The organism is Clostridium sp. LIBA-8841 (assembly GCF_057782475.1).
Genome location: NZ_CM173488.1, coordinates 2,514,328 through 2,529,326, shown reverse-complemented (window position 1 = coordinate 2,529,326; position 14,999 = coordinate 2,514,328). Strand labels below are relative to the sequence as shown.

The following is a 14,999-nucleotide window of genomic DNA, read 5'->3' as shown; positions in this document are numbered from 1 at the left end:
TATCATCTTTTTTATTTATATTTAAGAATTAATATGGATTAAAGGCTAATAATAAATCATAGAAGATTCGTTTAATATAAGGTATCTGAATTTATAAATAAACCTATAGATTATAGTTTGGAAATGGAGATGAGTTATATGAGTAAAAAAGATATTTATTTGAGTGAAATCAAGCATAGAGAATCAGTTAAGATTTCTTTAATGGTTATGAGAATTCTTTTTAGAGATGAGGCAAAGGTAGTTTGTATATTGGCTGATAAAACAGGAGAGGTAAAAGCTAATATAATTAAAAAAGAAAGTGAGAGCATAAAAGAGGGTGATGTTTTAAAGGTAGAAGGAAATAGAGATAGAATTTTAGAGGTTAAAAAATTTAAAGTACTATCAGAATATGATGAAAGAGATTATCTTCCTCATGTAGAGAAGCCTATAGAAGAGATAATGAAGGAAATAGATGAAATAACAGACAAATATATAGTTTCTAGTGAGGGAAGGGCCTTAAATGATTATTTTTTTAAGGATGATGAGTTTTTAGAAAAGTTCAAAAGGGGTATTGGAGGAGTATCCATGCATCATAATTATATAGGTGGACTAGCAGAACATACATTAAATGTAATGTATCTAACGTCAATATTGTGTGAAAGATATCATTGTAGAAGACCTGAAACAGCAATATTAGCTGCAAAATTACATGATATTGGAAAGACAAAAGAACTTTATTATGATGGACCATTTAAATATACCTTAAGAGGAGAGATGGAGGGGCATATTGTAATAGGGGTTCAAATGATAGACGAAGCAGTAAAAAAAGATTCAAAGCTTTATAGTGATGACTTTATAGCAAGAATAAAGGGATGTATAACTCAGCATCATGGAAAATTAGAATATGGATCTCCAAGAGAAATGAAGACTGAGGAATCATACATAGTAAATTATGCAGATGGATTAGATGCAACAATGAATAAAATAACCATGTTAAAAGAGAAAACTAAAAGTGGAACTTGGTCTGAATATGATAAGAGATTAGAAACTAAATTGTATCTATAAAAACTAGTAAAGAGCTATATCAAATATAATTTAAAGCATAGCCTAAAATAAAACTTATTTAGATATTATCTTTACATTATTTGTAAGTTTTGATATAGCTTTTTTAATTGCTAGTTAACTTCTAGGAGCATACATGATTATAAGAACGCCAATTAATGCGATTAAACCACCGATTAAATCAAATTTATCTGGAATAATATTATCAACTTTCCATCCCCATAATATTGATAGTACAATAAATATACCACCATATGTTGCGTAAACTCTTCCAAAATTAGAGTTAGCTGGTTGAAGGGTTGGAATAATTCCATATAATATAAGAGCTATAGCACCTAAAATTCCGTACCAAAGACTTCTTCCTTCTCTTAGCCAAAGCCAAACAAGATATCCACCGCCTATTTCAAAAATACCAGCTAGTAGAAAGTAAAATATTGATCTTAAATTTTCCAAATTTTTTTCTCCTTTGTTTAGTATTAAGTTTTATTATAAGTTTAAGTATGCAAAATTATAGCATTTACATAGAAAAATATCAATTTAGAGAAGTTTGAATGCATACTGTATTGGAAATGAAAGAATAAGATGGTATAATTACAATTGATACAAAACGGTTACAAAGGTATGAAAGGATAAGAGAGAACTGGAGGGAGAATAAGTGATAGTAGGATTTTTTATAGCTTTAATTTTCATGGTAATGCAAGTAGGAATAGTTTCTTATCTTGTGTACAACCTTTATTCGAAGAATGAAGAAGCAATTAAATCAATAAATGAGGAGGATGTTAAATCTGCATTTAATTTGAGGAAAGTTGTTGTGTTAGAAAATTCAGTATCTTTATTATTTTATGGAGTTCTAATAAGTGATAAAGAGATACTTCATTTTGGAAGAGGAGAATTATTAACAGTTGCCATATTAGCTTCAATAGGAGTAATGATGGTATACCTTTATATGTTTGATAATTTCATAGAAAAAGTTAAAAAGTTTAATGAGAATAAAAAAGAAAATATTATAGCTTAAAAGTTATTAGTAATTTATAAAAAAACTTAAAATTTCATTCAAAATAAATTAAATTTTAAATAGATTAGAAAATATTGTTGTGCTTTATATTCTAATGTTATTATCTAAATAATACTTCTATAAATATATAATTAAAAGTTTTGGTTTTATTTTTATTTTGATTTTTAAGGAGAAAAAGTGAATGAGAGATTTTGAGAAAAGAAAAATATTAGCAAAAGAAGCTGCAAGTCTTATAAAAGAATTTAGAGATGAATCTCAAATTTTTGGAGAAAAGAGTTTCAAGAATATTAAAATTAAAGATGATTTTAATATGATTATTATAGATGATACTTGTGATGGTATTATTGAGGTTAATTTAAATGAAGTAAGTAAGATCTTTAAGGAAGAAATAGAGGATATAGGACCTTACGGAGTTCATTTTTATAATGCGTTAGAGGAGTTAAGAGAAGAAACTACAAATAGATTTGAAGAATTGGACAAGAATCTTTTTATGGAGCAAATAGGAAAAACTTATTATGTTCAGCATAAATGTGAATATATTTATGAGAGGTTAAAAGAGATAGAAAAAGAGTTTTGTGAATTAAAGTAATGATGAGTCACGGAGAATTCCGTGACTTTTTGTTATTTAAATAAGTATTATAAATGCATTTAAGTCTATAGTTTATTAAATAAACTTTTAGTAGGATAAAAATATTCACCTAAAACAGAGCTAATTATTAAAGTTTATTATTAAATTTAAGAGAGGTTAAACTTTACAAATCATATGAATATAAAAATATATCTAAAGATAAAATAGAGTTTGTGGGTTGAGAGCTCATATCTAAGGAAATAGTATCTACTCTTTTAAAGCCTTGGCTATCATAAAAACCATAATTACATATTGTATCTGTGAAAAGATAAAGTTTTTTCACTTCATTTTCTCTCATATAATTTAAAATGTTATTTACAAGGGTTTTACCAATACCAAAGCCCCTATAACCTTCTCTAACAGCAAAAAGTGTTATAGAGCCTTGAAATTCATTATTTCTATCTTCTAATAATTTTTCATAAGCTTTTGAAACTGTTGCAAATTGCTTTAATTCTTTTTTCTCTTTAGAGTTTCCTAATGCAATTGATATATACTTACTAAGAATTACTCCAAAATGATAAATTGAGTTTGTAATTGAGTTGTTCTTTGAAACATTTCCTAGAATAACTCCAATCGGTTTATTATCTTTTGCTGCTACTAAAGAGTAGGTTGTCTCTTGTAAGCAAGAATGAAGATATATTGTAAGCACTTTATCAAGAAGTTTTTCGTCATCTATAAGTTTATATAATTTAAAAGATTTATTTATTATTTTTTTAACTTCTTCATAATCAGTTTTTTCTATTTTCCTATAATTTATTTCACTCATATAAAATCATCCCTTCATTTAGTATATAATTAATTTATAATATATCCCCTAAGGGGAGAGTCAATTAAGAAAGGGGATTTTTTATGAAATTATATTCTATAGGAGAAGTTTCAAAAATTAAAGGAATAACTATAAAAACTTTAAGGTATTATCAAAGTGTTGGTTTAATTGAACCTGCTTACATTGATGAAAACAGTGGATATAGATATTATTCAGCAGAACAATTTATTCATATAGACATAATAAAAGGATGTAGGAAGTTAGGAGTAAGCATAAAAGAACTTCAAGAGATATTAAAAACTAAAGATACAGAAAAACTTATAAAGTTTTTAAAAGATAAGAAAATAGAAGCTGAAAGAAATATTGAAAGCTTAAAAAATACTATAGTAGAAATAGATAATTTAAATTCACAAATAGAATTTTCTAAAAAAGCAGTTAAAGAAAAGGAGGTTAAAGTTAAGTATTTCAAAGAAAGATGGATAATAAAAATGCTATGTAAGGAATTAGGTGATTATAAAGAACTTTTATACTATTCAAAATTAGAGGATTTAATAATTGAAAAGAATATTAAGAATGCAGATGATGGAGGAATGATGTATTTTTATGATAATAAGGGAGATTTAGAAAAGTCATATGCTTTTAAATTTATTGAGCCAATGAAGGAAGAATATAAGAATATAATAGGTGTTGAAAAATTATCTGAGGGAAATTACATAACATTAAGTTATAGCAAGGAAAATGAAAAGGAACAAATGAAAAAATTTAATAATTATCTAGGGGATAACAATTTGAAGTTAGAAAGCTTAATAGAAATAGATCTTTTAAATGATATATTTAATACTAAATCATATAGTTGTCAGAAACAAATGAAAATTGAGTAAAATTATTACAAAATAAAAACATATAAATTACAGTTCAGGAAATTATATTGACTGTAAATTTTAGAGAATTTATAATGACCTTACAATAAAATGTAAAGGGTGTAGGGGCAAATGAAAAAGGCTTTAATTATTGTTTTAGTGGCGTTTGCTACAATTTTAAGTGGGTGTGGAGAAAAAGGAAATGAGAATAAAAAAGAAGAGATATCAGTAAAAGAAATTTCTAGAACAACCCTTAATGTTGAAGAAGGAAAATCTCGAAATGAAGAGACTGACACTTTAGAGTTTAACTTAGGAGATAGAACCTATGATTCTAAAAGTGGAAAGGTTTTACCATATAAATTAAGAGGAACAATAACAATTCCTAAAAGTCAAGGAAAAAAGCCTTTAGCAATAGTAATTCATGGCTCCCATAATAATGAGAATGAAAATGTAAGGTTTGATACTGGTTTTAAATATCTTACTGAATATCTAGGGGAAAATGACTATGTAGGAGCAGCTTTAGATGTTCAGCCAGCATATGTTTGGAGCTATGGAGATAATGATGACAATGAAAAAATAAGAGCCATGTATAAAGAGTTTATAAATGTATTAAAAAATGATGCTGAGTTATCTCAAAAAATAGATTTTGAGAACATAGTTTTAATTGGACATTCTAGAGGAGCAGATACTATAATCGACATAGCTAATGAGAACGAAAATATTAAAGGAATTTTATCAGTTGCACCAGCTCGTTTATCCACAGAAAGAAAATGGCCAGATGTTAATACTACCATAGTTGTGCCTGAATATGATGGGGATGTAGCTGGATTAGACGGAATTCCTATGTTTGATGAAATGGTAGCAGAACCTGGTAGAAAAAGTGAGGGAAATTTAATAATACTAGAAAAAGCAAATCATAATAATTTTAATAGTAATTTGATTAATAATGATTTGGAGTTAATTGCAAATAAGAAGAAATTAGAATCACAGTTAAATAGAGAAGAACAGGAAAGATTTTTAAAAAATATTTCTGTAGATTTTATGGACAGTCTATTTAGAGATGAGGAAGAAGGCTTTTTCAAAAAGGATTCAATAGAGCCAACAACAATGTATGGATTGGGAGTTAAAACGAAAAGTTGGAGTTCTAGTAATGAAATTCTTTTAAATTATGATAATTTCGATGATGTAAAAAAAGAGGATTTGGACTTAAAAGTTTTAAATGAAAGTTCATTTTATAAAAGTGATGAAACAAAAGGCTTCAATGTGCCTATGTTTTTCAATGATGAGTTAGATGTGAAAAAGCTTTTAAACCTTAGATGGGAAAGTGACAATGCTTCAATTACTATTCCCATAGATAAAGATTTATCTAATAAAAAAGCTTTAATAATAAACTTAGCTTTAGATCCATCAGATGAATTAAATGATCCAAATAAAAAATTAAAAGTGAATGTTACTTTAAAAGACAAAGAAGGAAATGTAGTTAAGGTTAAAATAAATGATGATGTAAAGGCCTTATCATATGTGGAAGGAAAATTAGATTTTACTGAAATTTTTGAGTACAAGCATTATTTTTGGGATTCATTTACTCCTCTATCAATGATTAGAGTACCTTTAGAATTATTTGAAAACATAGATATGAAAGAGGTAGATGAACTAAGCTTAAGTTTTTATGAAAGTGATAGCGGAGCAGTGATGATTGAGGATATAACTGTGAACTAAATAAATACAAATTTTTAGTAAGATTTAGTAGATGTGAGTATTGATTAAATAAAAACATAATTTATAATAAAAACTCAGAGTGTTATTTATATTTACACTCTGAGTTTTTATTAATTTTTTATTGAATTTAGTTTCAATTTGTATAAAAATATATTGTAAGTACAGAGAATATATGGTAATATGTGACATGTAAATATTTACATTTAAAATAGGGGGAGAGAATATGAGAAAAATTAAAAAGCTCTTATCAGTTCTTTTAAGTTTTGTATTTTTCATAACTTTAATACAAATACCTAAAATAACTAAGGCTGATGAGAAAAGTTCAGAAGGTGTTTATATTAAAATAAGATATAACAGACCTGATAAGAACTACAACGGATGGAATTTATGGACTTGGGAGAGAGACTTGAATGGTACCGATACCAACACTAAAGTTTCTCAATTTATAGGAAATGATGATGAAGGAGAATTTACAGTTATTAAAACTAACACAAATGAAGGAAAGTTAGGATTTATCTTACGTAGAAGTGAATCAGGTAATGACTGGGCAGAAAACTATTTTGGTTCAGATAAGTTTATTGACCTTTCAAAAGGAGATCAAGAAGTTATTATAAATCATAAAGAAGATGGAGAAAGAACTTTTGAGGTTAAGCCTTTAAATAGAAATTTTGATAAGGTTACTTTAAATCTTCATTATTACAGATTTGATGGAAATTATGATAATTGGGATATTTGGTCTTGGTTAGATGGGGTTAAAGGTGGAGAAGGATACCCTTTATCATCAGAAGATGATTATGGAAAACTATCAACAATTGTTTATGATGGAGTAAAAGATGCTGATCCAAGAGGTATTGGAATTATAGTTAGAAGGCCAGATTGGTCTGATAAAGATGGACATGCTGATAGATTTATAAATTTAGCTTATGCAAACAATAAGGGGGAAGTTAATGCATATTTAGTTCAAAATAACCTTGAAATAGTTTTTAGAGCAGAAGATGCAATAAAAGATCCAGCGATAACAGGAGCTAAAATTGATTTAATAAATGAAATAAACTTCACAACTAATATTAAGATGCCATCTCAAGATATGAATGAAAAGATTACTTTAAAAGAAAATGGTGTTTCTCAACCAATTTCGGTAACGATACCAGAAAGCTTAAACTCTGGTAAAATAGTAACAGACAAGAAATTAGATTTAACTAAGGAGTATATTTTAGAAATTGAAGGATTTAAACCTGCTATTGTAACTTTAGGAAAAATCTTTGCTGATAAAGAGTTTGAAAAACTTTATCATTATAACGGAGAGTTAGGTGCTTTATATAAGAAGAATAAAACGGATTTTGTATTATGGGCTCCAATGGCGACTTCAGTTAAATTAGCTATGTATAACACAGGAGATTATACTAAAGAAACTAACTCTAAGGAAGTTATAGAAATGACTAAAGGAGAAAAAGGAATTTGGACAACTTCTATTAAAGGGGATCAAAAAGGAGTTTATTATGATTATCTAGTTACTAATAATGGAGTAGAATCTAATGTGACTGACCCTTATGCTAAAGCTGTAGGTGTTAATGGACGACGTGCAATGGTTGTTGACTTAGAATCAACTAATCCAGAAGGATGGGAAAATGATAAAAAGCCAGAGTTTATTGATCCAACAGATGCAGTAATTTATGAAATCCATATAAGAGATTTTTCAATTGACACATCTTCAGATACTAAAATGGAGATGCGAGGTAAATATCAAGGAATGTGGCAACCTAATACAACACTTCCTGCCAATGAGAATATAAAAACAGGAATAGATCACTTAAAAGAATTAGGGGTAACACATGTTCATTTACTTCCAACTTTTGATCATAGATCAATTGATGAAACAAAATTAGATAAACCACAATATAACTGGGGATATGATCCACAGAACTATAATGTACCAGAAGGATCTTATTCAACAGATCCGTATAAGGCTGAGGTTAGAATAAAAGAGTTTAAGGAAATGGTTCAAGAACTTCATAAAGCGGGTATAAGGGTTGTTATGGATTCAGTTTACAATCATACAGGAGCAACAGCTGATTCCCATTTAAATTTAGCCGTTCCAGATTATTATTATAGACAGAATGAATCTGGAGGATTTTCAAATGGTTCAGGTTGTGGAAATGAATTAGCTTCAGAAAGAAGCATGGTTAGAAAAATGATGGTTGATTCAGTAAAATATTGGGCTAGTGAATATAAAATAGATGGATTTAGGTTTGACCTTATGGGGCTTCATGACATAGAAACTATGAAGGATATAAGAAGAGAATTAGATAAAATAGATCCAAGCATAATAATTTATGGAGAAGGATGGACAGGAGGAGATACACCTCTTCCAGAAAATCAAAGAGCCATAAAGAAAAATACTCCACAATATGGTGATATGCAAATTGCTGCATTTAGTGATGATATGAGAGATGGAGTTAAAGGACATGTTTTTGATGCTGATAAACCAGGTTTCGTTAATGGATATAATAGTTTAGAAGAGCTTGTTAAGTTTGGAATAGTTGGTTCAGTAAGGCATAGTGGTGTCAAGTATGGAATTTCCCCAAGTCCATATGATGGCTATGGAGTAGAACCTTGGGCAAATGAACCATATCAAACAATAAATTATGTATCAGCTCATGATAACTTAACTTTATGGGATAAACTTCAAACTACAAATAAAGATGCATCTAAAGAAGAGTTAGAGGCTATGAATAAAATGGCTTCAGCTATAGTTTTAACATCTCAAGGAATTCCTTTCTTCCAAGGAGGAGAAGAGATGGCAAGAACAAAGGTTAATTCAGATGGAAGCTTCAATCACAACAGTTATAATGCACCAGATAGTGTAAATAAAATTGATTGGACAAGAAAAGAAGCATATAATGACTTGTTTAATTACTATAAAGGATTAATAGAGCTTAGAAAATCTCATAAAGTATTTAGAATGAACACTGCTAAAGATATTCAAAACAATCTTACATTCCTAGAAAAAGGAAAATCATTCACAAATGACAATGTTGTTGCATATACTTTAAATGGTGAAAATGTAGGGGATTCATGGAAAGACATAGCGGTAGTATTTAATGCAAATAAGGAACCTGTAGAGATAACTCTTCCAATGAATGACTGGGCTGTTATTGTAAATGGAAATAAGGCAGGTACTGAAAAGATTGATGAAATTAAAGGAAATAAAGTTCAAGTTCCAGCACAATCTTCTTACGTTTTAGTACAAAAAGATAGCTTTAATGGAGATAACAATGGAGGAAATACTGAAAATCCAGATAAACCAGATAATGGTGGAGAAAGTGAAAATCCAGATAAACCAGAAAATCCAGATGATAATGGTACAAATAAGCCATCAGAAAATAGCAAACCAACAATAGATGCGAAGGATTTAGAATTGAATTTTGGAGAAAAGTTTGATCCTTTAAAAGGAGTTACTGCCTTTGATAAAGAGGATGGAGATTTAACTTCAAAGATTCAGGTTATAAAAAATAATGTTGATCCAAATAAAGCAGGAAAATATGAAGTTACTTATATGGTAGTTGATAAGGACGGAAATAAGGTGACTAAAACTATAAATGTTAATGTTTTAGAAAAGACATCAGGAGGAAATCTTCCTAATACAGGAGGAACAAGTGCTCTTTCTTTGGGGATAATTGGCTTAATACTAGTTGGAGCTGGAATTATATTCTTTAGAAAGAGAAAAAATAATTAATATTAAAGAAGTACTAATTATATAAAAAAAGAGCTATTCTAGGAGGATAAATAGAATAGCTCTAAATTTTTCAAGAAATAAAGGTTAACTTAATTTAGGTAGGTTTTGAACTACTAATAAACTTAGATAGGAGGGAGAAAGTATATTGCATAAACAATCTTTGTTTAATATATAGTATGAATTTATGTTTTAAAATGATAGGAAAAATAAGTAAAACATTAGTTTTTTACTTATTTTTTTATTGTAAATATTTGATTTATAGCAAATAAAATATAATCATAAATATATTTTTAAATTGTAAGTTATTACAAAAATAAGAATTTACATATGAAATGTCATTGACAACGTTTACTAAAGAAACTATACTTTATTTTAAATATTATCTATATTTGTAAATATAAGGGGGATGAATAATATGAGAAAAATGAGAGAGAAGATAGCTATTATAGCTGCTACAGTATGTGTAGTTACATCTTCATTAGCTATAACAACGAAGGCTGGTGTTTCACTTCCGCCAACAGGAGATGCAACAAAAGGTGCAAATCAACCATTTCAACATGGATATAGAGCAATTGATATTGAAAATTGGAATCCGGAAGAGGATCCATATGCTGAAATGTTAAGAGCTCAGGTGCCACTTCAAGAGCGTATAGAACCATTTTCAGAGACTCAAGCAAATCCAAATTTAAGTTCAGAAACATCACTTACTAACTTAAATGGAGACTATGGTAATTATTTCTTTGATAGTACAGCATATACAAATGATTTTAGCCAGTATGCTTATAACTTCTGGCAGTATACTGATTATTATGGAGGATGGCATGGTATGCCAACAGAGGGGGTTCCATTACGTTTATATGGTGGAGGAGAAGATAGTAGTAATTTTGAATTTGGAATATTAAATCTTCCAAACCCAGCATATACTAATGCGGCTCATAAAAATGGGGTTAAATCAATTGGATGTTTATTTATACCAAGATCAGGACAACCATATGATGCCTTATTAAAGAAGGATGAAAATGGTGAATATATAGTTGCTAAAAAGCTTATTGAAATAAAAGAATATTTTGGTTTTGATGGGTATTTTATAAACCAAGAAACAAGTATAGATCCATCGCATATTATTCCATATAAAGAGTTTACTAAAACTTTAGTAGATGCAGGTGTATATACTCAGTGGTATGATTGTGTAGATGATGTAAATGGTAAATTAACATATAAACCATCACTTATATCTTCACATAGCTCTTATGTATATGATCAAAATCTTGGTCGTGTAAATGATTCAATATTTATGAATTATAATTGGAACTCTCCAGATGGATGGAATAATGGAGATAGCACAAATCCTGTATATATAGATGCAAGTGTAGCAGAGGCTCAGCGCATAGGTATTAATCCTTTAGATTCAGTTCTTATGGGTGTTGAGGTTGCCATGGGTAAGTTTGATGGTTCTCATAATTCAACAAGAAATATGGATGTTATATTAGATGAAAATGGAAATCCAAAAGCCGGAATAGCTTTATTTACACCTGATTATGTAAAGGCAGGCTTAGATGATGATTTAGGAGATCCTACTCAAAATAGAAGAGGACAGGCTGACTATCAATGGATGGTAGCTGAACGTGAAAGAATGTTTTATACTGGTGTAACAATTGATCCGTTAGATACAGGAGAAAAAGAAGGATATTCAAGACCTGATGTTGGGCTTAAGGATGCTAGTCAGTGGGGAGGAGTATCAAGATATATAACTGAGCGTTCAGTTGTTGATGGTGCAACTTTTGTGACAAACTTTAACACAGGACATGGAGTGCATTATTATAAAGATGGAGTTATATCAAATAAAGAAGAATGGGCAAATATGAACATTCAAGATATACTTCCAACATGGCAATGGTGGATTGAGTCTGAGGGAAGTAAATTACAGGCTGACTTTGATTATGGTCCAAATGTAGAAAAGGGTGATAAATTTACTTATAAACAAATAGGAGCATATAAGGGAGGAAGTTCTTTAGTTGTTAATGGAAGTTTAGATTCTGAGAATTACTTACGCTTATTTAAAACAGAGTTAGATGTTGTTAAAAAGTCTAAAGCTACAATAACTTACAACAAAGTATCTGGTCAAAATGCTGGAGAAATGGCTTTAGGACTTATATTTAAAGATAATCCTGATAAGGTTGAATATGTTCCAATTAAAGGTTCAGATAAAGATACTAATGGATGGGTTAGTAAAGATGTTGATTTAAGTCAATTTGAAGGAAGAGAAATTGCTGTAATTGGACTTGCTTTCTCTCCGAAAAATGGAGAAGTTTCATCTGATTATCAAGTGAACATTGGTGAAGTAAGAATAACTGATAGTAAGGATTATACTCCTGATATGCCAGAGGAATTTGAAATAGAGGATTATTTAAATACTAATGAAATCTATGTAGAGTGGCAATTAGAAGATTATGATGAAGTTAAACAATATAATCTTTATTCCAAAGGAGATAAGGGAACTTTAACTTATTTAGGTGGAATTTATGATGATGTTTATTACATTAAAAATTTACCTGAGGATACTAAGGAACTTTTATTAACAGCTCAAGGAGAAGATGGCAGTGAAAGTAAACCCGCTAAAATTAAGTTTTCACAAGATTATAAGGTGCAAGATTTAAAAGTAACTGAGACTGCCGAGGAATTAGAAATAGATTGGAGTAATCCAGAAAAGAAGTCCTTTAAAGGTATAGAAGTAGAAGTAAATTTACTAGAGGGTGGAGAAGAAAAAGAAATATTCTCAAAAACATTTAAACCAGGTACAACTTCTATTAAAGTGCCATTAAAACAAGAAGATGGTAAGAAATATGAAGTGAAAGTATCTACAATTGATAATAAAAAGGAGGTTTTAGATACCGTTACAGCTAAAGGTAAAACTAAGGATTTTTATGCAACACCTTATAACGGAAACTACAAAGTTGTAAATGGTAAATTAATCTTTGATGGGCCAACTTCTAAGGATTGGTGGAAAATGTATATTACTGTAGAAGGAATAGAGTATTCATATTTAAGAGGAAAAGATGGGTTTGATAATATTCCGATTCCTAAAGAAGCTACAGAGATTTCTATAGTGTTAAAAGATTATGAAGGAAATTTATCAGAGACTACAAAACTTCAATATAATCCATAATAGTAAGCTTTAAACCTTAAAATTATTATATCTATTTATTAAGCAATTAAAATAAAAAAGACTTTCAGGAGTGTTTTGATTAATCTCAAAATAATTCTTAGAAGTCTTTTTATTTTATAAATTTTATTAGCAAAAAGAAATTTTAAGAATAAGTATATAATGTATAGTATTCTTTGGAGTGTGAAAAATTTAAGAGGTAGAAAACTCTTAATGAATAGTTATGATTAATCAAAGAATTTTTTTAAATGTATTAGATGAAAATCGAAGACCTATTTCACAATGTAGAGTTAAAATTGAAAACCGAAGAGAAAAATATGAGGCAGATACAGATTTTGCTGGAATTGTGGAGTTCTTAGTTCCCTTAGGAGTTTATGTTTTAACTTTAGAACATCCTTTGTTTAAAAGGAAAGTTTACAGAATGACTTTAAGAGATAGCTTCAGTTTCACAAGAGTGACTCTTGTGAAAGATAATGTTAGTACTTATAGAAGAAATAAAATTCCTATGCAAGAATATATTAAAAATACTGAAGTAGATTACGATATTTACGATAATGATGAAGTAGACTACGATACTTATGATAATGATAAAGTAGATTACGATATTGATAATGTAGTTAATGAAAATTCAGAATTACAAAAGAATAAAAAAAAAATAGATATTGATGAGGATGTTAGCGTAATGGCAAAAGCTAATAGTCGTTTAGATATAAAAACAGATGATGAATATAAAGTTGACATTGAAGATAATATAAATATAGTAAAAGAATATTTTAAAAATGGAACTTTCTTTAAAGGAAGTGGTGTATGGGGAACTGCAGGAGTTTTCGAAGGCTTAAATGATGATGGATTTGAAGAGATAATAAAAGGTGCAAAATCAATTTTAAAGGACATTGAAGGAAATAGTGTATGGGGAACTGCAGGAGTTTTTGAAGGGTTAAATGAAGAAGGTTTTGAAGAAATACTAAAAGGTGCAAAATCAATGTTAAAAGACATATTAGATTTTGCTAAATCTATTGATAATGAAGAGTATGAAGTTAAAGAGGATGATATTAAATATGAAAGTAATCTAAAGGAAGAACCAAAATTAAGTGATAATTATTTAAAGAAAAGAAGAAAAATAGATTTTGATGATTCTTGGGAAGTTGAAGAGATAAAAGGAGCAGATAAAAATTATAATGGAGATACTTTTGATATAGACGATTATGAAGAAGAGATTTTCCATAGAATAAAAGAAAAAGAAGAATATTAATAGATTTTAGATAATATAAAACAGGTAAGTTAAACAAAATTTATTGATAAAAAACGTAAAATATGGAATAAAATAGTTGAAATGTACGTAAAATCAAGTATAATTAATATTAAGATTGAATTTATGAAAGGAGGCAATTAAATGAGAATTTTAGATAATGAATATGTTCATGATATGTATTTATTATTTCCTACAAAAAGAATAATGTGTACTCAGTCAATTGCTCCTTTTATGGAATTTATCTAATGCTTTCCATAAAACTTTATAGAAATCTTTTTGTGATTTTAAAGAGCATGGCTGAGAAGCTGTGCTTTTTTATTTAAATAAAATAAAGTTATGATATAGAGATTACTATTACTAAGAGGACCCAATATAATATGGGATTTTTAATACTTTTTATACGTATTGATTACTTTTAAAAATATAAAACCTTAGTAGTTTACAAACTTAAATTTTAACAGTATTCCTATTTTGCTTAGTTTAGAAATCTTTTAATTATATCTTTAATTTTATAGGACATCTATGTCCTTAGGCACTGCTTAAGGATATAGGTGTTTTTTATTTTCAAAACTAAATATTTTGAAGGAGATAAGTTTTTTATATTTACTAAAATTATATATTTAAAATAAAAGAATTAGTTAGATCAAAGCTATATAAAAAGCTGCATAAATAGTAGTTAGTTAAAGCTATATAAATCTTTGAAATAAAGAATTATATAGGTTTTAATATAAATTTTTACTTCTACATATAAGGAGGGATAGAATGTGAATATAGGTGATGTTCTTTTAAAAAAGTTTTAATACTCTTATAGAGAAAGCT

10 protein-coding genes are annotated in these 14,999 nt (G+C 28.4%); 8 read left to right on the top strand and 2 right to left on the bottom strand.

The genetic code is table 11. The annotated features are described in order from the left end of the window. Positions 1-138: 138 nt before the first annotated feature. Positions 139-1,044: a 3'-5' exoribonuclease YhaM family protein gene (locus tag AC2A4K_RS10905; protein WP_322502519.1), complete on the top strand. Its 906-nt coding sequence runs from the start codon at positions 139-141 to the stop codon at positions 1,042-1,044. 114 nt (positions 1,045-1,158) lie between these two features. Here the strand turns inward: AC2A4K_RS10905 and AC2A4K_RS10900 are convergent, their stop codons facing one another. After that, the gene (locus AC2A4K_RS10900; protein ID WP_322502518.1) at positions 1,159-1,494 is read right to left on the bottom strand and encodes a YnfA family protein; all 336 of its coding nucleotides are present in this window, start codon (positions 1,492-1,494) and stop codon (positions 1,159-1,161) included. Between the two features lie 202 nt (positions 1,495-1,696). Here AC2A4K_RS10900 and AC2A4K_RS10895 point away from each other — a divergent pair, with 202 nt between their 5' ends. After that, positions 1,697-2,056, top strand: a complete 360-nt coding sequence (locus AC2A4K_RS10895) for a hypothetical protein (protein WP_322502517.1) — start codon at positions 1,697-1,699, stop codon at positions 2,054-2,056. Positions 2,057-2,237: 181 nt separating this feature from the next. Next, complete coding sequence (locus AC2A4K_RS10890) at positions 2,238-2,645, top strand: hypothetical protein (RefSeq protein ID WP_322502516.1); 408 nt, start codon at positions 2,238-2,240, stop codon at positions 2,643-2,645. A gap of 163 nt (positions 2,646-2,808) precedes the next feature. On the opposite strand, the gene AC2A4K_RS10885 is transcribed toward AC2A4K_RS10890, so the two are convergent. Continuing rightward, a complete protein-coding gene (locus tag AC2A4K_RS10885) occupies positions 2,809-3,450 on the bottom strand; it encodes a GNAT family N-acetyltransferase (protein ID WP_322502515.1) in 642 nt (213 codons plus the stop codon). Positions 3,451-3,533: 83 nt separating this feature from the next. Between AC2A4K_RS10885 and AC2A4K_RS10880 the strand changes: the two genes are divergently transcribed. The 5 genes from AC2A4K_RS10880 (at position 3,534) to AC2A4K_RS10860 (ending at position 14,180) form a co-directional block, all read left to right on the top strand. Further along, a complete protein-coding gene (locus AC2A4K_RS10880; RefSeq protein ID WP_322502514.1) occupies positions 3,534-4,331 on the top strand; it encodes a MerR family transcriptional regulator in 798 nt (265 codons plus the stop codon). Positions 4,332-4,442: 111 nt separating this feature from the next. After that, on the top strand, positions 4,443-6,029 hold the full coding sequence (locus tag AC2A4K_RS10875; protein WP_322502513.1) for an alpha/beta hydrolase family protein: 1,587 nt from the start codon (positions 4,443-4,445) through the stop codon (positions 6,027-6,029). A gap of 223 nt (positions 6,030-6,252) precedes the next feature. Then, positions 6,253-9,765 (top strand): type I pullulanase, encoded by a 3,513-nt coding sequence (gene pulA / locus AC2A4K_RS10870; protein WP_322502512.1) that lies wholly within the window; start codon positions 6,253-6,255, stop codon positions 9,763-9,765. Positions 9,766-10,180: 415 nt separating this feature from the next. Beyond that, on the top strand, positions 10,181-12,931 hold the full coding sequence (locus tag AC2A4K_RS10865) for an endo-beta-N-acetylglucosaminidase (protein ID WP_322502511.1): 2,751 nt from the start codon (positions 10,181-10,183) through the stop codon (positions 12,929-12,931). A gap of 220 nt (positions 12,932-13,151) precedes the next feature. Next, positions 13,152-14,180 carry a hypothetical protein gene (locus tag AC2A4K_RS10860; RefSeq protein WP_322502510.1) on the top strand — a complete coding sequence of 343 codons (1,029 nt, stop codon included), beginning with the start codon at positions 13,152-13,154 and terminating at the stop codon, positions 14,178-14,180. Positions 14,181-14,999 lie beyond the last annotated feature (819 nt).